Annotated in this window: 25 protein-coding genes; 12 read left to right on the top strand and 13 right to left on the bottom strand. The window is 63.5% G+C overall.

Going from position 1 to position 22,470, the window contains the following annotated elements:
- Window positions 1-162: 162 nt before the first annotated feature.
- The 3 genes from NMG80_RS08280 to NMG80_RS08270 are packed head-to-tail and all read right to left on the bottom strand — an operon-like array spanning window position 163 to window position 2,770.
- Window positions 163-1,167 carry a cytochrome d ubiquinol oxidase subunit II gene (locus NMG80_RS08280; protein WP_254017665.1) on the bottom strand — a complete coding sequence of 335 codons (1,005 nt, stop codon included), beginning with the start codon at window positions 1,165-1,167 and terminating at the stop codon, window positions 163-165.
- A 10-nt stretch (window positions 1,168-1,177) separates the two neighbouring features.
- Window positions 1,178-2,536, bottom strand: coding sequence for a cytochrome ubiquinol oxidase subunit I (locus tag NMG80_RS08275; protein ID WP_254017664.1), 1,359 nt, complete (start codon window positions 2,534-2,536; stop codon window positions 1,178-1,180).
- Between the two features lie 54 nt (window positions 2,537-2,590).
- On the bottom strand, window positions 2,591-2,770 hold the full coding sequence (locus NMG80_RS08270) for a hypothetical protein (RefSeq protein ID WP_143744499.1): 180 nt from the start codon (window positions 2,768-2,770) through the stop codon (window positions 2,591-2,593).
- Here NMG80_RS08270 and NMG80_RS08265 point away from each other — a divergent pair.
- Together NMG80_RS08265 and NMG80_RS08260 are read left to right on the top strand one after the other, a co-directional pair.
- The gene (locus tag NMG80_RS08265; protein ID WP_254017663.1) at window positions 2,757-3,683 is read left to right on the top strand and encodes an ABC transporter ATP-binding protein; all 927 of its coding nucleotides are present in this window, start codon (window positions 2,757-2,759) and stop codon (window positions 3,681-3,683) included. The two genes, NMG80_RS08270 and NMG80_RS08265, sit on opposite strands and share 14 nt — an antisense overlap.
- Window positions 3,680-4,441 (top strand): ABC transporter permease, encoded by a 762-nt coding sequence (locus NMG80_RS08260; RefSeq protein ID WP_254017662.1) that lies wholly within the window; start codon window positions 3,680-3,682, stop codon window positions 4,439-4,441. The genes NMG80_RS08265 and NMG80_RS08260 overlap by 4 nt, the downstream gene beginning before the upstream one ends.
- A gap of 128 nt (window positions 4,442-4,569) precedes the next feature.
- Here NMG80_RS08260 and NMG80_RS08255 read toward each other — a convergent pair whose 3' ends face one another.
- A complete protein-coding gene (locus NMG80_RS08255) occupies window positions 4,570-6,561 on the bottom strand; it encodes a PhoX family protein (RefSeq protein WP_254017661.1) in 1,992 nt (663 codons plus the stop codon).
- A 203-nt stretch (window positions 6,562-6,764) separates the two neighbouring features.
- Between NMG80_RS08255 and NMG80_RS08250 the strand changes: the two genes are divergently transcribed.
- The 4 genes from NMG80_RS08250 to NMG80_RS08235 all read left to right on the top strand — a co-directional run bounded on the left by NMG80_RS08250 (window position 6,765) and on the right by NMG80_RS08235 (window position 10,234).
- The gene (locus NMG80_RS08250) at window positions 6,765-7,103 is read left to right on the top strand and encodes a hypothetical protein (RefSeq protein ID WP_077376061.1); all 339 of its coding nucleotides are present in this window, start codon (window positions 6,765-6,767) and stop codon (window positions 7,101-7,103) included.
- 120 nt (window positions 7,104-7,223) lie between these two features.
- Entirely contained in the window at window positions 7,224-7,925 is a 702-nt protein-coding gene (locus NMG80_RS08245; RefSeq protein WP_254017660.1) for a phosphatase PAP2 family protein, read from the top strand.
- Window positions 7,926-8,124: 199 nt separating this feature from the next.
- Window positions 8,125-8,394: a helix-turn-helix domain-containing protein gene (locus tag NMG80_RS08240; RefSeq protein ID WP_254017659.1), complete on the top strand. Its 270-nt coding sequence runs from the start codon at window positions 8,125-8,127 to the stop codon at window positions 8,392-8,394.
- Window positions 8,395-8,512: 118 nt separating this feature from the next.
- A complete protein-coding gene (locus tag NMG80_RS08235) occupies window positions 8,513-10,234 on the top strand; it encodes a SulP family inorganic anion transporter (RefSeq protein ID WP_254017658.1) in 1,722 nt (573 codons plus the stop codon).
- A 51-nt stretch (window positions 10,235-10,285) separates the two neighbouring features.
- Here NMG80_RS08235 and NMG80_RS08230 read toward each other — a convergent pair whose 3' ends face one another.
- On the bottom strand, window positions 10,286-11,233 hold the full coding sequence (locus NMG80_RS08230) for a CHAD domain-containing protein (protein WP_254017657.1): 948 nt from the start codon (window positions 11,231-11,233) through the stop codon (window positions 10,286-10,288).
- Window positions 11,230-11,703, bottom strand: coding sequence for a CYTH domain-containing protein (locus NMG80_RS08225; protein WP_254017656.1), 474 nt, complete (start codon window positions 11,701-11,703; stop codon window positions 11,230-11,232). Before NMG80_RS08225 ends, NMG80_RS08230 begins: the two co-directional genes overlap by 4 nt.
- Window positions 11,704-11,794: 91 nt before the next feature.
- Here NMG80_RS08225 and NMG80_RS08220 point away from each other — a divergent pair, with 91 nt between their 5' ends.
- Genes NMG80_RS08220 through NMG80_RS08205 form a run of 4 tightly spaced genes read left to right on the top strand, consistent with a single transcriptional unit; the run spans window position 11,795 to window position 15,535 of the window.
- Entirely contained in the window at window positions 11,795-12,523 is a 729-nt protein-coding gene (locus tag NMG80_RS08220) for a CerR family C-terminal domain-containing protein (protein ID WP_254017655.1), read from the top strand.
- Window positions 12,520-13,473 (top strand): HlyD family secretion protein, encoded by a 954-nt coding sequence (locus NMG80_RS08215; RefSeq protein ID WP_254017654.1) that lies wholly within the window; start codon window positions 12,520-12,522, stop codon window positions 13,471-13,473. Before NMG80_RS08220 ends, NMG80_RS08215 begins: the two co-directional genes overlap by 4 nt.
- Window positions 13,470-14,390 (top strand): ABC transporter ATP-binding protein, encoded by a 921-nt coding sequence (locus tag NMG80_RS08210; protein ID WP_254017653.1) that lies wholly within the window; start codon window positions 13,470-13,472, stop codon window positions 14,388-14,390. Before NMG80_RS08215 ends, NMG80_RS08210 begins: the two co-directional genes overlap by 4 nt.
- Before the next feature lie 8 nt (window positions 14,391-14,398).
- Window positions 14,399-15,535, top strand: a complete 1,137-nt coding sequence (locus NMG80_RS08205) for an ABC transporter permease (RefSeq protein WP_254017713.1) — start codon at window positions 14,399-14,401, stop codon at window positions 15,533-15,535.
- 10 nt (window positions 15,536-15,545) lie between these two features.
- Here the strand turns inward: NMG80_RS08205 and NMG80_RS08200 are convergent, their stop codons facing one another.
- The 4 genes from NMG80_RS08200 to NMG80_RS08185 all read right to left on the bottom strand — a co-directional run bounded on the left by NMG80_RS08200 (window position 15,546) and on the right by NMG80_RS08185 (window position 19,521).
- Entirely contained in the window at window positions 15,546-17,216 is a 1,671-nt protein-coding gene (locus NMG80_RS08200) for an FAD-dependent oxidoreductase (protein ID WP_254017652.1), read from the bottom strand.
- Between the two features lie 130 nt (window positions 17,217-17,346).
- Window positions 17,347-18,009, bottom strand: a complete 663-nt coding sequence (locus tag NMG80_RS08195; RefSeq protein ID WP_254017651.1) for a glutathione S-transferase family protein — start codon at window positions 18,007-18,009, stop codon at window positions 17,347-17,349.
- A gap of 84 nt (window positions 18,010-18,093) precedes the next feature.
- Window positions 18,094-19,071 (bottom strand): threonine/serine dehydratase family protein, encoded by a 978-nt coding sequence (locus tag NMG80_RS08190; RefSeq protein ID WP_254017650.1) that lies wholly within the window; start codon window positions 19,069-19,071, stop codon window positions 18,094-18,096.
- A 126-nt stretch (window positions 19,072-19,197) separates the two neighbouring features.
- Complete coding sequence (locus NMG80_RS08185; protein WP_254017649.1) at window positions 19,198-19,521, bottom strand: hypothetical protein; 324 nt, start codon at window positions 19,519-19,521, stop codon at window positions 19,198-19,200.
- A gap of 172 nt (window positions 19,522-19,693) precedes the next feature.
- On the opposite strand from NMG80_RS08185, the gene mbfA reads away from it, so the two are divergent.
- On the top strand, window positions 19,694-20,677 hold the full coding sequence (gene mbfA, locus NMG80_RS08180; protein ID WP_254017648.1) for an iron exporter MbfA: 984 nt from the start codon (window positions 19,694-19,696) through the stop codon (window positions 20,675-20,677).
- A gap of 6 nt (window positions 20,678-20,683) precedes the next feature.
- Here mbfA and NMG80_RS08175 read toward each other — a convergent pair whose 3' ends face one another.
- The 3 genes from NMG80_RS08175 to NMG80_RS08165 form a co-directional block, all read right to left on the bottom strand.
- Window positions 20,684-21,028, bottom strand: a complete 345-nt coding sequence (locus NMG80_RS08175) for an antibiotic biosynthesis monooxygenase family protein (RefSeq protein WP_254017647.1) — start codon at window positions 21,026-21,028, stop codon at window positions 20,684-20,686.
- A complete protein-coding gene (locus tag NMG80_RS08170; RefSeq protein ID WP_254017646.1) occupies window positions 21,025-21,357 on the bottom strand; it encodes an NIPSNAP family protein in 333 nt (110 codons plus the stop codon). The genes NMG80_RS08175 and NMG80_RS08170 overlap by 4 nt, the downstream gene beginning before the upstream one ends.
- A gap of 97 nt (window positions 21,358-21,454) precedes the next feature.
- The gene (locus NMG80_RS08165; RefSeq protein WP_254017645.1) at window positions 21,455-21,682 is read right to left on the bottom strand and encodes a DUF1127 domain-containing protein; all 228 of its coding nucleotides are present in this window, start codon (window positions 21,680-21,682) and stop codon (window positions 21,455-21,457) included.
- 68 nt (window positions 21,683-21,750) lie between these two features.
- Here NMG80_RS08165 and NMG80_RS08160 point away from each other — a divergent pair, with 68 nt between their 5' ends.
- Window positions 21,751-22,425 (top strand): ArsR/SmtB family transcription factor, encoded by a 675-nt coding sequence (locus NMG80_RS08160; protein ID WP_254017644.1) that lies wholly within the window; start codon window positions 21,751-21,753, stop codon window positions 22,423-22,425.
- Window positions 22,426-22,470: the final 45 nt, after the last annotated feature.

The following is a 22,470-nucleotide window of genomic DNA, read 5'->3' as shown; positions in this document are numbered from 1 at the left end:
GACAAAACCAATTGGTCGCCAGGGCAAAGCAACAGACATGCCAAACCATCGAAATCGCTGCGAATTGGACTTTCCCGGTGGGATTGGCAAGGCGGTCATTGCGAGCCGATGCCGCCCGACCAGTGGGCTGCCTAAATATTGTGCAGTTCGGCGGTTCGCCTGTCAGTCGTAGGTCAGATCCGTCGCCTTGCCCCCGAAGACGCGGTAGGCATAAAACGAATAGAAAATGATGATCGGCAGCACGACCACCGTGCCGGCCAGGATGATGGCGAGGCTTTCAGGCGCGGACGCCGCCTGCCAGATGGTCAGCCTGTCGGGCACGACGAAGGGATAGAACGACCAGGCGAGCCCGGCAAAGCCCAGCGTGAAGATGGCTGCCAGCGTCAAGAACGGCGTCAGCGCATGGCGGTCGTCGGCCTTAGGCAGATGGAAGGTCTGCCGCCACAGCCATGTGAATAGCACCGCCGACAGGACCGGCAGCGGCGACAAATAGAACATGGCCGGCCAGACGAACCATTTGTCGAAGATGCGCGGACTGGCGAGCGGCGTGGCCAGCGAGACGGCGACCATGCCGAGCGCGGTCAGCACCAGCGCCCGGCGCAGCCATAGCACCGCCTTCTTCTGCAATTCGCCTTCCGTCTTGTAGATGACCCAGGCCGCGCCCATCGCCGCATAGGCGGCGGCAAGGCAGAGCGCCACCAGCGCGCCGAAGGCCATGCCGCCGAGGCCGACATCAAGGCCCAGCACATAGATCCCCAGCATGTAGCCCTGCGCCAGCGAAGCGATGACCGAGCCCAGGAAGAAGATGCGGTTCCAGCGATGCTTCCGACCGGCCGGCACCTTGGCCCGGAAATCGAAGGCAACGCCGCGCAGGATCAGGCCGACAAGCAGCAGGAAGACCGGAATGTAGAGCGCGGTGAGGATGGTGCCGTGCGCCAGCGGGAAGGCGACCAGCAGCAGGCCGACGGCCAGCACCAGCCAGGTCTCGTTGGCGTCCCAGAACGGGCCTATTGCCGCGATCATCGTGTCCTGCTCGGCGTCCTCGGCGGCTGCGAACAGGATGCCGATACCGAGATCGAAGCCGTCGAGGATGACATAGATCAGGATGGCAAGGCCCATCAGGCCGGCGAAGATGAGGGGGAGCAATGTCGGCCAGTCGAGGGTCATCGCCGTTCTCCTATTTCGCCGCCGGCTGCGACAGCGGCGCCTCGAGAACGCCCGGCAGCGGCGAGGTATCGCCGTCCTTCGCCGCCTTCAGCGCCAGATAGACCAGCACGCCGAGATAGGCGATCAGAAGCAGCGCATAGAGGATGAGATAGACCGCAAGCGACAGCGCGACCTGGCTGCCGGCGACCGGGCCGATGGCATCGACAGTCCTGAGCACGCCGGTGACCAGCCAGGGCTGGCGGCCGATCTCGGTGGTGTACCAGCCGGCCAGCGTTGCCAGCCAGCCGGACAGCGCCATCGGCACCATCACCAGCGCCAGCGGTCTCGGCAGGCTGTGGCGCCGCTTGAGGAAAAAGGCGGCCGACCAGGAGACGACGAGCATCAGAACGCCGGTGCCGACCATGATGCGAAAAGCCCAGAACACCGGGAATACCGGCGGGTGGTTGCCGGCATAGTCGTTCAGCCCCGGCACGACGCCGCTGGCGCTGTGCCTGAGGATGAGGCTGGCGCCATCGGGGATGGTGATCTCGAATTTGTTCTCCCTTGCCGCCTCGTCGGGAAGCGCGAAAAGGACCAGCGGCACGTTGGGGCCGGTGTTCCAGTTGGCCTCCATGGCGGCGATCTTCTGCGGCTGATGCTCGAGCGTGTTGAGGCCATGCTGGTCGCCGGCGAAGATCTGGATGGGGATCAGGATCGCCGCGGTGAAAACACCGGTGCGCAAGGCCTTCCACATCGATTCCGAACGGTCGCCATAGAGATAGCGCAGCGCCGACAGGCCGGCGATCAGGAACGAAACCGTCAGGCCGGAGGCAAGCAGCATGTGGACGAGCCGGTAGGGCATGGACGGGTTGAAGACGATCGCCCACCAGTCGGTAGCGTGGGCTGCGCCGTCGCGCATCTCGAAGCCGACAGGCGTCTGCATCCATGAATTGAGCGCGATGATCCAGAAGGCGGACAGGGTGGTGCCGCCGGCCACCAGCACGGTTGCCAGCGTGTGGATGCGGTTGGAGACGCGGCGGAAGCCGAACAGCATGATGCCGAGGAACGCCGCCTCGAGGAAGAAGGCGGTGAGTATCTCATAGGCGAGCAGCGGGCCGGCGATGTTGCCGACGGTCTCCATGTAGCCCGGCCAGTTGGTGCCGAACTGGAAGCTCATGGTGACGCCCGAAACCACGCCCATGGCAAAGGACAGCGCGAACACCTTCACCCAGGTGAAATAGGCGCGCATCCACGCGGTATCGCCGGTGGCGTTGTAGCGAAGCTTGAAGAACAGCAGCATCCAGCCAAGCGCGATGGTGATAGCCGGAAACAGGATATGGAACGAGATGTTCGCGCCGAACTGGATGCGCGACAGGATGAGCGGGTCCATGGCGGGCTCCGGCTGCTGCTATGTCAGGGAAGATAGGCCGGATGCGCTAGGCGGTCAAAGCGGCGTGGCGTCACGCGAGGCGGAACGCCGCAGGACTGCGGCAGCGGTGGATGCGCCGATGTTCAGAACTGTCAGGAGTGCCATTGACTTCCGGCTGCGCGCACCGACATTCAGCGGACTAAAATCAACAGACCTCCTTTCAAGCAGCCGTTTTTCAGCCATGCCATCGATCATTTCCATTTCCGGGGTCACCAAGACCTACGCGACCGGTTTCAAAGCGCTGAAGGAGATCAACCTCGATATCGAGCGCGGCGAGATTTTTGCGCTGCTCGGGCCGAACGGCGCCGGCAAGACGACCCTGATCTCGATCGTCTGCGGTATCGTCAACCGCTCGTCGGGCACGGTCAGCGTGGACGGCCACGACATCAGCCGGGATTATCGCGCCGCACGCAGCCTCATCGGGCTGGTGCCGCAGGAACTGACCATCGACGCCTTCGAGAGCGTGTGGGCGACGGTCAACTACAGCCGCGGCCTGTTCGGCAAGCCGGCCAACCACGCCTTCGTCGAGAAAGTGCTGCGCGACCTGTCGTTGTGGGACAAGAAGGACGCCAAGGCGATCACCCTGTCCGGCGGCATGAAGCGGCGGCTGATGATCGCCAAGGCGCTGTCGCACGAACCGAGGGTGCTGTTCCTCGACGAGCCGACAGCCGGCGTCGACGTCGAACTGCGTCAGGACATGTGGGCGATGGTGCGCCGGCTGCGCGAGGATGGCGTGACCATCATCCTGACTACGCATTATATCGAGGAGGCCGAGGCGATGGCCGACCGCGTCGGCGTCATCAATCGCGGTGAGATCGTGCTGGTTGAGGACAAGGTGCAACTGATGCGCACGCTCGGCCGCAAACGGCTGTTGCTGGAATTGCGCAGTCCGCTCGCCATCATACCGGAGACGTTGTCGCGCTACACGCTGGAGCTTTCGCCGGACGGTGATCGACTGACTTACACCTATGACAACCAGAGCGAGCGGCCGGGCGTCGCCTCGCTGCTCCGCGACCTTGAGACGTGCGGCATCCAGTTCCGCGATATCGACACGCAAAACAGCTCGCTCGAGGAGATCTTCGTCAACCTAGTGAGGAAGGGCGCATGAACCTGCGAGCAGTCTGGGCGATCTACAGGATGGAGATGGCGCGCGCTTTTCGGACCGTGCTGCAGAGCATCGTCTCGCCGGTCATCTCGACATCGCTCTATTTCGTCGTTTTCGGCTCGGCCATCGGCTCGCGCATCACCGAGATCGACGGCATCAGCTACGGCGCCTTTATCGTGCCGGGGCTGATCATGCTGTCGCTGCTGACGCAGTCGATCTCCAACGCCTCCTTCGCCATCTATTTCCCGAAATTTGTCGGCTCGATCTACGAGCTGCTGTCGGCGCCGGTGTCCTATCTGGAGATCATCATCGCTTATGTCGGGGGTGCGGCGACCAAGTCGATCATACTCGGCCTGATCATCCTAGGGACAGCGTCGCTGTTCGTGCCGCTGACCATCGAGCATCCGTTCTGGATGCTCTCCTTCCTGGTGCTGACGTCGGTGACCTTCAGCCTGTTCGGGTTCATCATCGGCATCTGGGCGAAGAGCTTCGAGCAGCTGCAGCTGGTGCCGCTGCTGATCATCACGCCGCTTACCTTCCTTGGCGGCAGCTTCTATTCGATCGACATGCTGCCGGGCACCTGGCGCACGGTGACGCTGTTCAACCCTGTCCTTTATCTGGTCAGCGGCTTTCGCTGGAGCTTCTACGGCAAGTCCGACGTCTCGATCGGCATCAGCCTCGGCATGACCGTGGTTTTCCTGCTTATCTGCATAGCGATCGTCGCGTGGATCTTCAGGACCGGCTACCGGCTGCGGAACTGACCGGCTTACAGCACGCTGCGCAATCAGACATAGAAACGTGAAAGAGGGGAAACGTGAAAGAGGGGCTTCGGTCGAGCCGAAACCCCTCCTCACGATTTATCGGCGTGGAACCCTGCAGCGGGATGAGCTTAGACCGCGATTTTGCCACCGCCCTGTTTGGTGATGGCGACGACCGACGGCCGCACCGGCATATCGGGCTTGAAGTCGGGCCAGCGGGTCGACAGGTCCTCATAGTAAGAAGGACGGCCAAAAGCTTCCCAGTCTTCGCCGCCATCGGCCGGATGCTGAACCGCGACGAAGGCGGTCTGGTCGTCTGGCGTGAACAGCGGACCGCACATTTCGGCGCCGATCGGCACGCGGAAGAACAGCTTCGAGGTCGCTCGCGCCTCGCCTTCGGTGTCGACCGCCCACAGGCCATCGGTGCGGCCGGTGGCCTTCGGGCCCTGTCCATCGGTCGAGACCCAGAGCCGGCCGGCCGAATCGATGGCGCAATTGTCCGGCATGCCGAACCAGCCATTGGCGGTGGTTGCGGTTGAGAAGGTGGCGCCGACTTCGGCCACCGAGGGATCGCCGCATTTCAGCAGCACTTCCCACTTGCCCTTGGCAGCAGTGAAATCGCCACCGTCCTCGACGATCTCGATGATGTGGCCGAAGGCGTTTTCGGCGCGCGGGTTGGCGGCATCGACCTGGTCCGTCTTGCGCTTCGAATTGTTGGTCAGCATGACGTAGACTTTGCCGGTCGTCGGATTGGGCTGGATATCCTCGGGGCGATCCATCTTGGTGGCGCCGAGCAGGTCGGCGGCACGGCGCGTCTCGATCAGCACGTCGGCCTGGCTGGCAAAGCCGTTCTCCGCCGTCAGCGGGCCCTGGCCGAAGTCGATGGGCAGCCATTCGATCGACCCGTCTTCGGCGAATTTGGCGACGTAGAGCGTGCCGTCGTCGAGAAGATCCATGTTGGCGGCGCGATCCTCGGCGTTGAACTTGCCGGCGGTGACGAATTTGTAGACATAGTCGAAGCGCTCGTCGTCGCCGAGATAAAAGACGACACGGCCATCCTTGGCGACGATCGATTCGGCACCCTCATGCTTGAAGCGGCCCATGGCAGTGCGCTTCCGCGGCACCGAGGTCGGATCGTTGACGTCGACCTCGACGATCCAGCCGAAGCGGTTGGGCTCGTTCGGCTCCTTGCCGATGTCGAAGCGGTCATAATGCGCAGCCCATTCATAGGCGCCTTCGGGAATGCCCAGGCGCTTGTAGTTGGCGGCTTCCGCGTGATCGGCCGGCAGTTCGCCAGAGAAATAGCCATGGATGTTTTCCTCGGCCATGACGTAGGTGCCCCAGGGCGTGACGCCGCCGGCACAATTGTTGACGGTGCCGATGGCCTTCGTGCCAGTCGGATCGGCACTGGTCTTGACACGGTCGTGGCCGGCGACGGGGCCGGACAGTGCCATCTCGGTGTTCGAGGTGATGCGGCGATTGAGCTTGCCGTCGCGCACCACCTGCCATTTGCCTGACACCTTGCGGATCTCGACGATGGTGCCGCCATGGGCGGCCATCTCGACGTCGACCTGTTCCTTGCTCAGTGGGGCCTGCTTGGCCTCGCCATCGACGATGGTGACGAGGCCTGGGAACATCAGATGCGGATTGGTGTATTCGTGGTTGACCACCAGCAGACCATGCTCGGCCGAGCCGTCGATCGGGATATAGCCGACATAGTCGTTATTGTAGCCAAATTGTCTTTCCTGGGCCTGCGCCGACTGTTTTGTCGGATCGAATTCCGGCGAATCGGCAAACAAGGGATCGCCCCAGCGCAACAGCACGTCGGCGTCATAGCCGGCGGCGACATGGTGCTTGTCGTCGACGCCCGCCTCGACCTCGTCGAAGGTGAAGGCTGAGCCGCCGCCGGCGCGGGCATCGTCGGCGAGGATCAGCGCCAGCGGGCTAACGGTGACGGCGATGGCGGTTGCCGCGAGCGATCCCTGCAGGAAACCACGGCGCGAGAACCGCCCGGCGATGATTTCGCCCATCGTCTGGTTGTCGGTGGGATTGGTTCCTGGCCCATCGTTTTCCTCGAGCAGGCTGGTGCGGAAATGGGCGTCGGGGGAGCGATGTTCAGTCATGGGGGCTTGCCTCTGGCTCTTTGGGATGGCTGGAGCGTGTTGCTTGACTACCGCGTATCGCCAGCAGATCACAGTTTGATGACGTTGCCGGCCAATTTCCAGCCCCGATCTCATGTCTTTGATCAGGCCGCTTGACCGCGACCGACGCTTCCGAAACAAGATCTGCGGCAGGCGCGGAAGTACTGCGTCGGAGGGACAAAAACGTGAGTTTCTGGGGACTGGGGCAGCTCGGCATTTCGACGGTGATCTTCCTGCTGGCGGCAACGGCGGCCAAGCAATGGGGGCTGGCGCCGAGCCTCGGCAAGATCGTTCTGACTCTGGCGCTCTATTCGCTGGGCAATCTGATCATGCTGAGGCTGATCCGTGAATTCGGCATGTCGGTGTCGTTCAGCCTGTCGGCGGTGATCCAACTGGTGTCGGTGAACGTGGTGGCACTGGTGTTCTTCGGCGAGCGCGTCAATTCGTTGCAGGCGACCGGCATCGTGCTCGCCGTCGCAGCGGTGGCGCTGATCACGCTCGGACCCTATCTGCAAAAACTATAGTTGCTCATGATCCCGAAAAATCGGAATCGATTTTCGGAAAGGATCATACGCCAAAGTTAAAGTGCTACAGCGTCCTTTGCGCGTCCAAAAGGACGCGCGGCGCTGTAGGACGATGGGCCGATGAAGAATAACGCAAGCAAGCTGCTCAACTGGATCGAATTCCCGGTGCTGCTGGCCGGACTGGTCATCGCCGGCGGACTGTGGGGGTTCGAGGAGTTGATGGAGGTGGCGCGAGACACCACGCCGCACGCCTTCGACACGGAAATCATGCTCGCCTTCCGTGAAGCGGGCCAGCCCGACAATCCGATCGGACCGCTGTGGCTGGAAGGGGCGATGCGCGACATCACCAGCCTCGGCAGCGCCATCGTGCTCGGGCTGATCACAGCGGCGGTGATCGTCTATCTGCTGCTGATCCACAAGCCGGGAGCAGCGTTTCTGGTCTTCGTCGCGGTGGCTGGCGGGCAGGTCCTGTCGAGCACGCTGAAGCTCGGAATCGATCGGCCGCGCCCCGACCTTGTCTCGCATCTCGCCGACGTGGCGACGCTTTCGTTTCCAAGCGGCCATGCGATGCTGTCGGCGGTGACATATTTGACGCTGGGCAGCATGGCGTCGCGTTTCCTGCCTGGGCGGACGACCAGGATCTATGTGCTGGCACTTGCCGTGCTGACAACACTGCTGGTCGGCATCAGCCGCGTCTATCTCGGCGTTCATTGGCCATCGGACGTGCTGGCCGGCTGGTGCGCCGGCTTCGCCTGGGCGATGCTGTGCTGGCTGGCCGCATGGGCGTTCCAGCGATGGCGCGGGCAGACCGCCGGCGCCTGAACCGGCCGTTCCGAACGACGCTGCGCCAATTTCCCTCGAAAGTTGCGGGGGCGGGGGCGTGCTGGTCCAGCAGGCGCGCAGGCTCTCCAGGACGCGACCGGCCTGGCGTGTATGTCTGACATGTGCATAATGATGCTTAAACCATCATAATGATTGTATTATACATGGGAATGCAGACTCAGACGGGGGTTTTTAGCCGATGATCACTGCCGCGCAGATGCGCGCCGCAAGGGCGCTGGCCGGCATCGATCAAAAGACGCTCGCCGAGCGCGCCGGGGTTTCGCTTCCAACCATTCAGCGCATGGAAGCGAGCGACGGCGTGGTCAGGGGCGTGGTCGATACGCTGATGAAGGTCATCCAGGCCCTCGACGAGGCCGGCGTGGAGCTGATCGGCGAGAACCAGGCCAGCGAGCGCGGCGGCAGGGGCGTGCGCCTCAAGCCGGTCGTGCCGCAGAAACCGCCAGGCTGAACCGAAATAGAGTCGCGACGGCGACCGCCGACAGTCCTGCCGACGATCCCGCCGCCTGCTTGGTTTTGCGTGGCCGCTGTCCACTTTGGGCGGCATGCATCAGGAGCGGAAGGCAGTCATGAATCGAGCCCGGCGGGCAATTCATCAACCGGCGCAGCCGACATTTTCCGAACTGTTCACGCCGAAGTTGGTGACGGTGCTGCGCGAGGGCTACACATCAGAGCATTTCAAGGCCGATGCCATCGCCGGACTGACCGTGGCCATCGTGGCGCTGCCGCTGTCGATGGCGATCGCGATCGGATCGGGCGTGTCCCCGGAGCGCGGGCTCTACACTTCCATCATTGGCGGTTTCCTCGTCTCGGCGCTGGGCGGCAGCCGTTTCCAGATCGGCGGGCCGGCGGGCGCCTTTATCGTGCTGATCGCGGCAACGGTGGCACGGGTCGGCGTCGACGGCTTGCTGCTGGCGACGATAATGGCCAGCGTCTTGCTGCTCGCCATCGGCTACGTCAGGCTTGGCACCTACATCAAATTCATTCCCTATCCGGTGACCGTCGGCTTCACCGCCGGCATCGCCATCATCATCTTCTCCGGCCAGATCGTCGAGCTGTTCGGGCTGAAGCTCGCCGGCAAAGAACCTGGACCTTTGGTGCCGAAGCTGTTGGCGATCGGCGAGGCGGCCGGAACGATCAATCTCGCCGCCACCTTCGTCGCTCTACTGACCATCGTCGCCATTGCCCTGATGAAGCGGTGGCGGCCGAAATGGCCAGCCATGCTAATCGCCATTGGTCTAGCGTCGCTTGTCGTGGCGCTGTTTTCGCTGCCTGCCGAAACGATCGGCACGCGCTTCGGCGGCATCCCGCGCAGTCTGCAAATGCCGGCCTTTCCGCCGATCAGCTTTGACAGGATAGTCGACGTCCTGCCAGACGCCTTAGCCTTTGCGCTGCTCGGCGCGATCGAATCGCTGTTGTCGGCGGTGGTCGCCGACGGCATGACAGGAAGGCGGCACCGCTCCAACTGCGAACTCGTGGCGCAAGGCTTTGCCAACATCGCGTCCGCCCTGTTCGGCGGTATCTGCACCACCGGCACCATAGCCCGCACGGCGACCAATGTGCGGGCCGGCGCGCATGGACCGGTTTCGGGCATGATCCACTCGGCCCTCCTGCTTGCCCTGATGCTGGTGGCGGCGCCGCTGGCCAGCTACATCCCGCTTGCAGCCCTTGCCGGCGTGCTGGCGGTGGTGTGCTGGAACATGTTCGAGAAGCAGGCCTTTGCCACGCTGCTGCGTGCCTCGCGCGGCGACGCGCTGGTACTGATGGCGACATTCCTGATCGTGATCTTCCGCGATCTCACCGAAGGCATCGTCGTCGGCTTCGCGCTAGGCTCGATCCTGTTCATCGACCGTATGGCCAAGAGCATTGCGGTCGAGCCGGACCAGGGACTGGTGCAGGACGATGTCGCCGACAGAACCGGCGCCGACAGCGCATACGATTCCAGCGAAGCCAGCGATGCCGACACCGTCGTCTACCGGATTTCCGGCGCCTTCTTCTTCGGCGCCGCCTCGACCGTCGCCACGGTGCTGGACCGCATCGCCGACCAGCGCAAGAACTTCATCCTCGACTGCTCGGCCGTGCCGTTCTTCGATTCAACGGCGGCCAACGTCATTGAGAGCGCTGCCCACAAGGCAAGGCGCGCCGGCGTGCGCTTCATCATATCAGGCGCTTCGCCGCAGACACGCCGCATGCTGATCAACCATGGCGTCAAACGGCCGCTGGTGACATACGCCGCCTCGATCAGGGACGCGCGGGCGCAGTTGAAGAATGCCGCGCCTGGAGAGGTCTAAGCCTCTCCATCATTGTCAGCGATGTCGGACGATACCGACGCAAGCACCGCGTCAGGCAGCGGCGCCGGGCGCGCTGGCGTCTTCGTGCGGCGCAGCGGCCAGATCATCGCGCGCCTTGCGCGCGAGTTTTTTTGTCGAGCGCCTGGGCCCATCGCCGAACAGATCGGCTGCCGCCGCAAGACAGGTCTTTTTCAGGCTTTTCTCCGAACGCTTCAACAGCTTGCTCAGCAGCCGCGTTTCCTGAGGAGAGCCGAGCGGCCGGTCACCGGCATCGAGAAGCGTGCGCAAGACGAACACATCATGCAGTTCGCCCAGCTTTTCGCCGAGTTCGTCGACCGCCTTGCGCCGGGCCTTGATCGGCGTCGGCCACAGCCTTCCAAGCAGCGACAGATGCAGGCCGTGAGTCTTTGCCGCCTTGCGCAGATCGTGGAAATCGTCGGCCTCACCGCGGGAGCCTGCCTTGTCCAGCGCCTTTCTGGCGCGACGCAGAGTGATGCGGGCGCCTTCGGCAAGCACGTCGGCGGCTTGTTCGGGCTGGTCGGGCAAGGCCAGCGTATCGATGCGGCTGATGCCGTCCTCGCAAGCGGCAGTCGCGGCAGCTATCGCGGCGCCGAGGCCAGCTCCACCATGCAATTCGTGCTGGCGCGCCACCAGCGTGTCGCGAACGACATCGAGACCGCCGCCAGCGCTTTGCTCGGGAAAGTTTTTTGCCAGTCGGTCGATGGTTTCAACCAGCGCGGTCGCCTCGCGCGGTTCGGCAAGCAGGGCAGCCACCTCTCGGTAGCAGTGATTCTCGGTACTGCAAAATGTCTCGTTCCCGGGACGGACCAGGCGCAGCAAGGCACGCACCTTCTTCAGCCGCCTGCGGCATTTGTGCAGCGCCTGCTCCGGCCTGTCATGCGCCACGTCCAGATGGACGAGCGCCTTGCCTATTTCCTCAGCGAGGATGCGCCTGACCTCGCCAGTCAACGGCAGGCGCGGATCGATGCGATAGCTCATGCGGCGATCTCCGGAATCCCCTCGAGGGCGAGCGACGCGTTGTAGAACCTGTGCTCGCCGGTGACTTCGCGGCCGAGCCAATCTGGCAGCATTTCGTCCTGCACGTCCTGCGGCGTCTCAAGCTCGGCGACCACCAGACCGCTAAGCATCCCGCCGAAGACATCGACTTCATAGAGATGGCCGCGGTGCCTAACATGGTGACGTGTCTTCTCGATGACACGTCCGATGGCGAAGGCCAGCATCTCTTCCGCCTCCGCCAGAGCAATTGGATATTCGAATTCGTCGCGTTCGCGGGCCTTGCTGCCGAATTTGAGCGTCAGCTTTGCCGAGGCGCCGTCGCTGATGCGCACGCGGACCGAGCGGTCGGGCGCGGCAACGAGATAGAACTGGCGAATGCGGATGTCCGCTTCGACCAGACCCCGCCAGCCATTGCCGGAGACCAGGAACTTGCGCTCGATTTCCTTGACCATGGCTTCGCACTAAAGCGCGTGCGGCTGGAGATGGCAAGGTGGAGATCGGCAAAGCTTGACTTTAATCATTCGATTGATTAAATTGTGGATCATGAGCAAACCGGCAAACTCCAAAATTCCGCGACGCGAGGCATCCGCCGCCGACATGACGCGCGCGGCACTTGTTCGCGCAGCGCTGAAGCTGTTCGGACGCCAGGGTTTCGACGGCACCTCGACGCGCGAGATCGCGTCTGAGGCCAGGGCCAATATCGGCTCGATCGCCTATCATTTCGGCGGCAAGGAAGGGCTTCGCAACGCTGCGGCCGACTACATCGTCGACACCATCCAGACCATTGCCGGCCAAGCAATCGGCAATCTGCAAGGGCCAAGCGACTCAGAAGCGGGCGACTCAGAAACGGACGACCCCGAAGCGGCGCGGGCACAACTGTTCACCGCGCTGGAGCGGATGGTGGCTTTCATCGTGGCAAGGCCGGAGGCCGGCGAGATCGTGCAGTTCGTCCTGCGTGAGTTGTCGCATCCGACGGCGGCACTCGACCGCATCTATAACGGCGTGTTCGAGCCGACGCATCGCCGGCTCTGCCTGATCTGGGAGCAGGCGACGGGCGAGCCGGCCGAAAGCGAGGCTACCCGACTGACCGTGTTCACGCTGATCGGCCAGGTCGTCTATTTCCGCATCGGCCGCGAGGCGGTGATGCGCCGCATGGGCTGGCGCGCGATCGGCGACGCCGAGGCCGCCAAGATCGCGGCGGCAGTGACGGATAATCTCGGCGCGATTTTGGCTCGGCGTCATTTAACCGACCGGAAGGATGGTAGGTCATGAGTTTCCTCTGCTCTCTGCCGCTCGCCGCCCTGCTTTTCAGCGCCTGCGCACCGGCGGCGCCGCTCGCCGTCGGCTATGTCGAGGGCGACTATGTGCTGCTCGCGCCGATCGAGGTGGCGCAGGTCGAGACGATTTCGGTCAAGCGCGGCGACCGCGTCGCGCCGGGCACGCCAGTGGTGACGCTGGAAAGCGCCGACGCAAAAATAGCCGTCGCGCAAGCCGACGCGGCCCTTGCACAGGCCCAGGCGCAACTTGCCGACCTGCAGGTCGGCAAGCGGCCCGAAGAGATTGAGGTGCTCAAGGCGCAGGTCGACATGTCCAAGGCGCAAGCCGCCGACGCCAAACGCAGATACAACCGCGCCAGCGATTTGTTCAAACGCGGCACCGGCACCCAGGCCGATTATGATACGGCTTCCGCGACGCTGGAAATTGCCAACGCGCAGCTCGGCCAGGCGGAAGCCAATCTTGCGGTCGGCGGCCTGCCGGCGCGGCCCGAGACGATCAAGGCCGCCGACAATCAGGTCAGGCAGGCGCAATCGGCGCTGGAGCAAGCGCGGTGGCGGCTGTCGAAGCGTGAGCTGGCGGCGCCTTCGTCCGGCCGCATCAACGATGTGATCCGCTATCCCGGCGACACCGCCGGGCCGACCGCGCCGGTCATTTCGATTCTGCCGGACGGCGCGGTGAAGCTCAGCGTCTATGTGCCGGAAACCGCATTCTCATCGGTAGCAGTCGGCACGCTGCTCAACGTCCATTGCGACGGCTGCGGGCCGGACGTGAAGGCTCGCGTCAGCTACGTGTCGCCGGACCCGGAATTCACGCCGCCGGTGATCTACTCGCTCGAAACCCGGCAGAAGCTGGTCTATCTGGTCGAGGCGCGGCCGGAGGGCGACGCCGGCGCGCTGCAACCGGGGCAGATCGTCGATGTCGAACTGGCGGATATCGGCAAATGAACGTCATCGACGTCCACGGCCTGGTCAAGCGTTTTGGTGACAAGACCGTCGTCGACCATGTGACGATGACGGTGGCCGAGGGCGAGATCGTCGGCTTTCTCGGCCCCAACGGCTCGGGCAAGACGACGACCATCCGCATCATGTGCGGCCTGCTGACGCCGGATGAGGGCGAAGGCACGGTGCTCGGCTTCGACATCCGCACCGACAGCCTGAGGATCAAGCGCGAAGTCGGCTATATGACGCAGAAATTCTCGTTCTACGAGGATCTGACCATCGCCGAGAACCTTGAATTCGTGGCGCGGCTCTATGGGTTGAAGCCGCTCAACGAGCATGTGGCTAGGACGCTGGGGGATCTTGGCCTCACCTCGCGCAAGGACCAATTGGCCGGCACGCTGTCCGGTGGCTGGAAGCAGCGGCTGGCATTGGCCGCCTGCATCATGCACAAGCCGAGATTGCTGCTGCTCGACGAGCCGACGGCGGGCGTCGATCCGAAAGCCAGGCGTGAATTCTGGGACGAGATCCATCGGCTGGCCAGCGGCGGGCTGACCGTGCTGGTCTCCACCCACTACATGGACGAGGCCGAGCGCTGCCACCGCATCGGCTACATCTCCTACGGCAGGATGCTGGCCACCGGCACGGTCGACGAGGTGGTCAGGAATGCCGGGCTGACGACCTTCGTCGTGCAGGGTCCGCGGCTCGACCAGGTCGCTGCCGCACTCAGCGGGCGGTCCGGCGTCGACCAGGTGGCGCCGTTCGGCGCGACGCTGCATGTCGTTGGTTCCGACAAGACGGCGCTTCAGGCAGCCCTCGCCGATGTCGAGAAGGAGCACAAGGGCGTCACGGTGACGCCGGGCGAGACCAGCCTGGAGGATGTGTTCATCCAGTTCATGTCCGGCTCGAAGGACAATATGGGATGAAAAACGGGATAAACAGCGTCTTTTCCTTCGCCAGACTCGGTGCGTTGCTGATCAAGGAGTTCATCCAGATGCGGCGCGACCGCATCACCTTCGCCATGATGCTGGGCGTGCCGCTGATGCAGCTGGTGCTGTTTGGCTATGCCATCAACAACGATCCGAAGAGCCTGCCGGCGGCCCTGGTGGCGATGAGCAGCGATCCTTACACACGGGCCATGGTTTCGGCGTTGCAGACCACCGGCTACTACCGCTTCGACCATTTCGCGCAAAGTGCCGCCGAGGCGGAATTCCTGATGGCGCGTGGCGACGTCGCCTTTGTCGTCACCATTCCCGCCGATTTTGCCCGGCGAGTCGAGCGCGGCGACCAGCCGCAAATCCTGATCGAGGCTGATGCTACCGACCCGGCCGTCGCCAGCGGCGCCATTTCGACCCTCGGCACCGTCGCCAACCAGGCGCTGCTCAGGGCGCGCGGCATGCAGGAGACGGCCGCCGAAGCTGCCCGAGGCCAACTCGAAGTCGTTGTGCACCGACGCTACAATCCGGAAGGCATCTCGCAATACAACATCGTGCCCGGCCTGCTCGGCGTCATCCTGCAGATGACGATGGTGATGATGACTTCGATCGCGCTGACGCGCGAGACCGAGCGCGGCACAATGGAAAACCTTCTGGCGATGCCGTCCAGCCCGCTCGAAATCATGCTGGGCAAGGTGCTGCCCTATCTGGTGGTCGGCGCCGTGCAAGTGGTGGTGGTGCTGGCGGCGGCCAAGCTGCTGTTCGGGGTTCCCTTCACCGGGTCGTTGTCGCTGCTGCTAACGGCGGTTCTGGTCTTCGTGCTGGCGCTGGTGCTGCTCGGCTACACCATCTCGACGATGGCGCGCACGCAGATGCAGGCACTGCAGCTCACCTTCTTCTTCTTCCTGCCGTCGATCCTGTTGTCGGGCTTCATGTTCCCCTATCGCGGCATGCCCGGCTGGGCGCAGATCTTCGGCGAGATCCTGCCGCTGACGCATTTCCTGCGCATCATCCGGGCGGTGATGCTGAAGGGCGCCGACCTGCCGGCGGTCGCAACCGAAATCGGCTGGCTCGTCGTGTTCGTGGCGCTGTTTGCCGGTGTGGCGCTGGTGCGGTTCCGCCGCACGCTGGACTAATGCAACTCTCCTAGCTTTGGCCGCGTTTGGCCTTCTCTTCATTCGCCAGATACTGGTGGACGAACGCAATCGCCATGCTGCCCTCGCCGACCGCTGAGGCGACGCGCTTGATCGGGCTCAGGCGTACGTCGCCGCATGCGAAAACGCCGAGCGCGCTGGTTTCGAGCAGATAGGGGTCGCGGTCGTGCGACCAGCCCCCGGCCTTCTTCACATCGTCCCCGGTCAGCACGTATCCGCGGGTATCGCGCACGACGTCGGCCGGCAGCCACTCGGTCTCTGCGTTGGCGCCAATGAAAACGAACAGCCCGCCGCAATCGTGCCGGGTCACCTCGTTGCCGGCCTTGTCGAGAATGTCGATCGCCGTCAGGTGAGTCTCGCCGTGCACGGCCTGGACTTCGGATCGAAGCTGCACTTTTACGTTCGATTTCGCCCTGAGCTGCTCGATCAGGTAGTGAGACATACTGTCTGCAAGCGACGGGCCTCGCACGAGCAGTGTCACGCTGCGCGCATGGCCCGAAAAATGCAGTGCTGCCTGGCCGGCCGAGTTGCCGGCGCCGATCAGGAAGACATCCAGTCCATGGGTGGTGCTTGCCTCGCTGCGCGCGGCTCCATAATAGACGCCCTTGCCGATAAGCCGGTCGAACCCGTCGATGGCGAGACGACGCCATGTCACGCCGGTCGCAAGAATGAGGCTGCGCGCCCGCACGGCATCGGTGCCGTCGAGAAACAGCTGGTGCGTCGCCGGATCGATGCCGGCGACGGAGCGGGTGACAAGGATTTCGGCGCCCAGCCGCCTCGCCTGCTGCAGCGCGCGACTGGCCAGTTCGTCGCCGGAGATTCCGCTGGGAAAGCCGAGATAGTTCTCGATCCGCGACGATGTCCCCGCCTGTCCGCCAGGCGCCTCGCGCTCGACGACGATGGTGCGCAGCCCCTCGGATGCGCCGTAGACCGCCGCGGCAAGGCCGGCCGGCCCGCCGCCAATAATCGCGACATCGTACTCGGCGCCGCGCGGGCGCGTCTGCAGCCCCAGGCGTATTGCAAGATCGCGCACGACGGGATTTTCCATGATCTCTCCGTCCGCCAGCCGGGCAACGGGACCATCGAGAGCCGGCCTGCCCAGGGCAGACCAGAAAGCCTCGGCATCGGATGTGTCGGGCAACAGCCAGGTGAATGAAATCTGGTTGCGGGTCAGAAATCGGCGCAGATCACCGCACGCCGTGTCCCAGCGATGGCCGACCAATGTCACCCGCGGCTTCTGCGGCTCGGCAGTGACGCTCTGCAGCCCGCCCATCCGCTCGCGGGCAAGCGCGCTGACTTTCTGGGCCACGTCCTTTGAAACCGCCGCGACGGAATAGTACTGCTGAACCTCGATCCGCATCACGCGGGACGGTTCGGCGGCGCGATACCCGCCCGGAAAACCGGAGCCCAGGGCAATCGGCACCTCACCGAAGATCGTTCCCGGCAGCCGCCAGCCGAGCGTCCGCTCGACGCCGTCGAAGGTCTTTACGACTTCGATCCTGCCGGCGACAACAGCAAACAGCGCGGCCTCTCCGCCCTCGTGAACCGCGAACTCTCCGGGGCTGAGATGGAGGTCAGCCGCTGTCCGCGCCAGCCGCTCGAGCTCGCGCGGCGGCAAACCCGAAAACAACGGGATTGCTCCCACTTCATCAACTGTCAGCATGGTCCCTCGCGGGAGCCAGTTAGCGTTGTTTTCCCGTTTTGATCAACTGAAAAAGGGCGGAGTCTCGCCTTGGCGGATAGCGTGAAGCAGTACCCTTTGAAAGCGCATTGGGTTGTGCCGATAGGCATGATCATTCGGATCGAGGTTCATGCCGGCTTCCCGGGACCGGCGGCAATTCAGGCGCATCCAGTCCTTGGAAAGGATTGCGCCAGGCGTGGATTTCTTCAAACTGACGATACCAGCGGCTGACAGAAGGATAATCATCGAGCGGCAATCCGGCGACATCGTTGAAGGGCAGAAACGTCGCCATTCGAAAGTCGGCATAGGAAACCGAATTCTCGACCAGCCATTCTCGCTCGGAAAGCTCGGCCTCAAGTGTAGCAGCGGCCGTGCGGAAGTCTCTCAGCCCCTCCTCAACCCGGTCCTGATCGATCGGGCCGAGCCCATACCGCTGTTTGGTCCCGCGTTCGAAGTGCACGACGTCGCAAGCTCTCGCGAAGTTCTCTTTGCCCCAACTGAGCCATCGGATCATCTCGGGTTCGTCGTCGCCGGTGCGCCAGAGATCCGAATGCGCGTCGCGTGAAAGCCGGCAGGCTATGGCATCGGCCTCCCAGAGGCTCTTTCCCAAGCCTACGAGTATGGGCAATGAAAGATTTGGATTTAGCGGGCGATATCGCTCAGCCTGCCCGGGAGCGAAGGGGGAAGCGAATTCAAACTCGACCTTCGCGTTGAGATAGCGTGCCACCGCGACCGCGAGGCGGGGATTGGGATTGCGGCTGAAGTACAGCTTCATTGCATGTCAGTCCTTGAATGGTCGACTGGACGCGCAGGAGCTTTGACACTTGGCATCGGAGCGAAGCCGGAACCGCTTGCCACCCTATGCCGCCGCCATGATCTCCGCATAGGTGCTGAAATCGACATTGCCGCCGGACAGCACCACGGCGACGCATTTGCCTGATAGCTTGATCTCGCCCGATGACAGCGCGGCCAGCCCGACGCAGCCGCCGGGCTCGACCACCAGCTTGAGATGGGCCATGGCGTCGCGCATCGCCTGTGCGGCGGCCTGGTCGGAAACGGCAATGCCGCCGGCGAGATTCCTGCGGTTGATCTCGAAGGTGATCGCGCCCGGCTCGGTGGTTAGGAGCGCGTCGCAAATCGACGTGTGGCCGGGTTCGATCGGAACCCGGGCGCCTCTGGCCAGTGACCGACAGGTGTCGTCGAAATGCTCGGGTTCCACGGCCCAGACGGCCGTGCCCGGCGAGGCGTCCTTGACTGCAATGGAGATGCCGCTGCTCAGGCCGCCGCCGCCGCAGGGAATGACGACGGCGTCGAGGCTCACCCCGAGCGCTTTCGCCTGTGCCATCAGCTCGAGGCCAATCGTTCCCTGGCCAGCGATGATGGCCGGATCGTCGAATGGCGGGACCAGGACCATGCCCCGTTCCATGTACGGGCGAACCATCGCCATGCGATCGTCGCGAAACCGGTCGAACGGAACCACTTCGGCGCCCATTTTCCTGACATTGCCGACCTTCATCGCCGGCGCATCGGTGGGCATGGCGATAACCGCCTTGACGCCGTACATCGCCGCCGACGCGGCTACGCCTTGCGCATGGTTGCCCGACGAGAAGGCGACGACGCCGCGGCTGCGCTGCTCATCGCTGAGCGACGACAGTTTGTTGTAGGCGCCGCGGAACTTGAACGAGCCGGTACGCTGCAGCGTCTCCGGCTTGAACAGGATCCTGGCGCCGAAACGCTTATTCAGCTCCGGCGATTCGATCAGCGGCGTTTCGACGATCAAGCCGGACAATCGCGTTGCTGCGCGGTGGATATCGGCGATGCCGGGAGGGGTGGTCATGGTGAGGTCCTGCAGAATGAGACCGCCCATGGTGCACGGAAAACCAGGCCGCGCACCACTGGAAAAATGTGACCGAGACAATTCGTGGATTGCGAGCAGAGAGTGGCGCGCTTCGCCGCCCGCTCCTCACCCCAAAAGCGTCCGTTGCCGTTTGGCGCCACCCATCTTGCGCCAGGTGTTGAAGCGATGGGTGGCGGCGGCAAAGGATATCTTCATCTGCTGGGCAACCGAATAGCGTGACTTGCCCTCGTCGAACAGGCGGTAGCAGCATTCGACGCCCTCCTCGGTCAGCTTGCCGTCGGGGGCCTTGTTGTGCGGATTGGCCGGATCGAATTTTTCGACCTGCTGCTCGATCAGGCCTTTCAGGCGCTGCAGGTCCCCCTCTATGCTGGCGATCAGGTCGAGAACGGGTTTCGGGTCAAATGCATGGGTGGGCTGTTTTGCCGGCATCCGGATTCCTTTCTATTGGCTCAAGCCCATCTATATAGGTGAACATTCGCTAATAATGAAGGCCAGAGGAGGATCCCGCAGCCATAAATTTGAACCTCCGGCTACGAGCCCGATTGACCAACGGTGCGCCAAACCCTAGTTTAGAATCATTCTAAACTAGGGCGGATTTCTCATGCTTTCCCGTGTTTTCGGTTTCGGTCGCCGTCCCTTCGAGTCGCTCTCGGAGCAAGAGATCCTGGCGCTCGCCATCTCTTCCGAAGAGGATGACGGGCGTATCTACCGCGCCTATGCCGACGGGCTGGCGGATAGGTTTCCGCATTCGGCCAAAGTGTTCGAGGAAATGGCGGAGGAGGAGGACGGCCATCGCGACTCGCTGATCGAGCTTCACCGCGAGCGTTTTGGCGAGCGCATTCCGCTGATCCGGCGCGAGCATGTGAAGGGCTATTACGAGCGCAAGCCCGACTGGCTGGTCCGGCCGCTCGGCATCGAACAAGTGCGCCAACAGGCCGCAACGATGGAGCGTCAGGCCTACCTGTTCTACGTCGAAGCGGCGAAACGCACCAGCGACGCCTCGACGCGAAAGCTGCTCGACAATCTGGCGGTGGCCGAACAGGGCCACGAGACGCTGGCGCAGCGGCTGGAGCAAAAGCATGTGCCGGGCGCGGTGAAGGCCGAAGAAGCAGCGGCCGAGCAGCGCCAGTTCATCCTGACCTATGTGCAGCCGGGACTGGCCGGGCTGATGGACGGATCGGTGTCGACGCTGGCGCCGATCTTCGCCGCTGCGTTCGCCACGCACGACACGTTCCAGACCTTCCTGGTCGGGCTTGCCGCCTCGATCGGCGCCGGCATCTCAATGGGCTTCACAGAGGTCGCCTCCGACGACGGCAAGCTGTCGGGCCGCGGCTCGCCGGTGAAACGCGGCATCACCACAGGCGTGATGACGGCGCTGGGTGGCCTCGGCCACGCGCTGCCTTACCTCATCCCATTTTTCTGGACGGCGACGATTGTCGCTGCGGTCGTGGTGTTCTTCGAACTGTGGGCGATCGCCTTTGTGCAGAACCGTTACATGCAGACGCCGTTCTGGCGCGCCGCCTTCCAGGTGGTGCTGGGCGGCGCGCTGGTGTTTGCGGCTGGAGTGCTGATCGGGAATGCATAGCAAACCCTACCCATTCACTACCCGGCTGTCCTCAGGCGCCTCGGCTCGTTCGGTCAGGCCATAGTCGCGCACGACATGGGCAATGCGCAGACGATAGCCGGCAAAGATGCCGCCACGGCCGGCCTTCTGCGCCTGCCTGTGTTCCTCCGTGTTGCGCCAGGCTTTCACCGCCTCCTCGTCGCGCCAGAACGACAGCGACAGGATGCGGTTCGGATCGACGAGGCTCTGGAAGCGTTCGATCGACAGGAAACCGTCCATGCCGTCGAGCAGCGGCCGCAGGTCGGCGGCGATGCCGAGGTAGGCGTCGCGCTTGCCTGTTGCCGGCTCGACCTCGAAGATAACGGCGATCATAGCTTCACCAGAGAGGCGTGCTGCCCGGATGCGAGTTTCAGAAAAGTCCGCTCCTCTTTCAGGATGAATTTTTCACGTCGGGCGAATTCGTAATTGGCCTTGCCGGCCGGGTCGGCGGCGAGCCTGATACGGTAGGCTTCATAAGCCGCCAGGCTGTCGATGTTATAGGCGGCATAGGCTGTCGTGGCCGAGCCCTCATGCGGCGCGAAATAGCCGATCAGATCGGCGCCGCAACGCGGGATCGCCTGGCCCCAGTTGCGGGCATACTCCTCGAACGCCGCCTTGCCGAACGGGTCGATCTCGTAGCGGATGAAGCAGGTGATGGTCATCTTTTGTCTCCTGTACAGGTGGATGCAGTTTGCGCCGACAGTTCGAACGGTGTCGAAACGTTCTGTGGTTCTATGTGCTAGCAATTTTCCATGTTGATCACGCTTGCCAGAAGGATTTCGCGCATTCGCGGCGAACGTCTTGTGGCGTCAGGCCAAGGTCGCGCAGAAGATGCTCGTCGATCCCGGCGAGGTCGAGGCGCTGCAGATGACGATCGTACCACCGTGCCAGCAGCCGCAGATGCACCCGGCGCAAGATCATGAACGGAGACGGCCGACGGCCGAAGCGGCTGACAAGCATGGTGTGGGGAATGGTTCTTGCGGTCATCGTCGTCTCCTTGATCTCAGCGGAGGATAGTGGTTATCTGACGTCAATGCTTCGATGAAGGACTAACTATGCGTGAAGGACCAGACATAGCCCGCATCGCCAGCCTGGTCGGCGATCCGGCGCGGGCAAACATGCTGACCGCGCTGATGGGTGGCACGGCACTGACAGCGAGCGAACTGGCGCTCGAGGCCGGCGTGTCGCTGCCGACCGCCAGCTCGCATCTGTCGAAACTGATGGAGGGCGGGCTGCTGACGCTGGCAAGCCAGGGGCGGCATCGCTACTACGGGCTCGCCGGGCCGCAGGTGGCTGGGATGATCGAGGCGATCACCGGCGTCGCCGCTGCGGTCGGGCCGCAGCGGGTGCGGCCGGGTCCGCGTGATGCGGCCATGCGCGTGGCGCGGGTTTGCTACGACCACCTCGCCGGCGAGCAGGCCGTGGCGATGCTCGACCGTCTTGTCGCTCGACAAGTGCTCCTGCGCCACGACAAGGAAATCCGGCTCGGGCCGTCAGCCGCCTCGCATTTCGCCGCGATCGGCATCGATGTCGAGAGCAAGGCGCGACGACCGGTGTGCCGGGCCTGCCTCGACTGGAGCGTGCGGCGCTCGCATCTGGCCGGCACGCTGGGCGCTGCCATCCTCGATAAGATTCTCTTGGAAAAATGGGGGCGACGCGAAAAAGGCAGCCGCGCGGTAATCTTCTCGCCGATGGGCAAGCAGGCGTTCGAGAAGGTGTTTCTGGCCTGATGGTTTGCCGGGCGCTGGTTTCGCGACGCCCCTGGCGAGCGAGAC

This window comes from Mesorhizobium escarrei (assembly GCF_935825525.1).
GTDB lineage: Bacteria > Pseudomonadota > Alphaproteobacteria > Rhizobiales > Rhizobiaceae > Mesorhizobium > Mesorhizobium escarrei.
Note: the sequence above shows the minus strand (reverse complement) of the source record. Positions and strands in the feature narration are given on the sequence as shown.

Coding starts and splice junctions, on each gene's coding strand:
- NMG80_RS08160 (WP_254017644.1), top strand. CDS start 21,751: ATGCGTGAAGGACCAGACATAGCCCGCATCGCCAGCCTGGTCGGCGAT.
- NMG80_RS08265 (WP_254017663.1), top strand. CDS start 2,757: ATGCCATCGATCATTTCCATTTCCGGGGTCACCAAGACCTACGCGACC.
- NMG80_RS08245 (WP_254017660.1), top strand. CDS start 7,224: ATGAAGAATAACGCAAGCAAGCTGCTCAACTGGATCGAATTCCCGGTG.
- NMG80_RS08280 (WP_254017665.1), bottom strand. CDS start 1,167: ATGACCCTCGACTGGCCGACATTGCTCCCCCTCATCTTCGCCGGCCTG.
- NMG80_RS08220 (WP_254017655.1), top strand. CDS start 11,795: ATGAGCAAACCGGCAAACTCCAAAATTCCGCGACGCGAGGCATCCGCC.
- NMG80_RS08260 (WP_254017662.1), top strand. CDS start 3,680: ATGAACCTGCGAGCAGTCTGGGCGATCTACAGGATGGAGATGGCGCGC.
- NMG80_RS08270 (WP_143744499.1), bottom strand. CDS start 2,770: ATGATCGATGGCATGGCTGAAAAACGGCTGCTTGAAAGGAGGTCTGTT.
- NMG80_RS08210 (WP_254017653.1), top strand. CDS start 13,470: ATGAACGTCATCGACGTCCACGGCCTGGTCAAGCGTTTTGGTGACAAG.
- mbfA (WP_254017648.1), top strand. CDS start 19,694: ATGCTTTCCCGTGTTTTCGGTTTCGGTCGCCGTCCCTTCGAGTCGCTC.
- NMG80_RS08230 (WP_254017657.1), bottom strand. CDS start 11,233: ATGAGCTATCGCATCGATCCGCGCCTGCCGTTGACTGGCGAGGTCAGG.
- NMG80_RS08195 (WP_254017651.1), bottom strand. CDS start 18,009: ATGAAGCTGTACTTCAGCCGCAATCCCAATCCCCGCCTCGCGGTCGCG.
- NMG80_RS08185 (WP_254017649.1), bottom strand. CDS start 19,521: ATGCCGGCAAAACAGCCCACCCATGCATTTGACCCGAAACCCGTTCTC.
- NMG80_RS08235 (WP_254017658.1), top strand. CDS start 8,513: ATGAATCGAGCCCGGCGGGCAATTCATCAACCGGCGCAGCCGACATTT.
- NMG80_RS08175 (WP_254017647.1), bottom strand. CDS start 21,028: ATGATCGCCGTTATCTTCGAGGTCGAGCCGGCAACAGGCAAGCGCGAC.
- NMG80_RS08200 (WP_254017652.1), bottom strand. CDS start 17,216: ATGCTGACAGTTGATGAAGTGGGAGCAATCCCGTTGTTTTCGGGTTTG.
- NMG80_RS08170 (WP_254017646.1), bottom strand. CDS start 21,357: ATGACCATCACCTGCTTCATCCGCTACGAGATCGACCCGTTCGGCAAG.
- NMG80_RS08225 (WP_254017656.1), bottom strand. CDS start 11,703: ATGGTCAAGGAAATCGAGCGCAAGTTCCTGGTCTCCGGCAATGGCTGG.
- NMG80_RS08240 (WP_254017659.1), top strand. CDS start 8,125: ATGATCACTGCCGCGCAGATGCGCGCCGCAAGGGCGCTGGCCGGCATC.
- NMG80_RS08215 (WP_254017654.1), top strand. CDS start 12,520: ATGAGTTTCCTCTGCTCTCTGCCGCTCGCCGCCCTGCTTTTCAGCGCC.
- NMG80_RS08275 (WP_254017664.1), bottom strand. CDS start 2,536: ATGGACCCGCTCATCCTGTCGCGCATCCAGTTCGGCGCGAACATCTCG.
- NMG80_RS08190 (WP_254017650.1), bottom strand. CDS start 19,071: ATGACCACCCCTCCCGGCATCGCCGATATCCACCGCGCAGCAACGCGA.
- NMG80_RS08255 (WP_254017661.1), bottom strand. CDS start 6,561: ATGACTGAACATCGCTCCCCCGACGCCCATTTCCGCACCAGCCTGCTC.
- NMG80_RS08165 (WP_254017645.1), bottom strand. CDS start 21,682: ATGACCGCAAGAACCATTCCCCACACCATGCTTGTCAGCCGCTTCGGC.